1 protein-coding gene is annotated in these 465 nt (G+C 69.5%); it reads left to right on the forward strand.

What is annotated here, in order from left to right; translation table 11 throughout:
- On the forward strand, positions 1 to 465 hold a 465-nt coding region (locus KBX53_RS35635; protein ID WP_210864104.1), incomplete at both ends, for a VCBS repeat-containing protein.

The raw sequence follows: 465 nt of genomic DNA on the forward strand, positions 1-465 counted from the left end.
TCTTCTCCCTCGGTGGCGAGACCGCCACCACCGGCGACGTCAACGGCGACGGCAGGGACGACATCATCACCTTCGCCCACAGCAACACCGGCGACGTCTACGTCGCGCTCTCCACCGGCACGTCGTTCGGCGCCGGACTGAAGTGGCACGACTGGTTCGCGCCCGGCGCGGAGATCGGCGCGGTCGGCGACGTCAACGGCGACGGACGCGACGACATCGTGGCGTTCACCCACAACCCCGCCGGCGACGTGTACGTCGCGCTCTCCACCGGGACCGGCTTCGGCGCCGGCCTCAAGTGGCACGAGTTCTTCAGCCCGTTCGGCGAGTTCCCCGCGCTCGGTGACGTCAACGGCGACGGCAGGGACGACATCATCACCTTCACCCAGGGCCCGGCCACCGCCAGCGATGTCATCGTCGCGCTGTCGAACGGCAGCTCCTTCGGCGTGGCGCAGAAGTGGCACGACC

It is taken from the genome of Micromonospora sp. M51 (assembly GCF_018070305.1).
GTDB lineage: Bacteria > Actinomycetota > Actinomycetes > Mycobacteriales > Micromonosporaceae > Micromonospora > Micromonospora parva.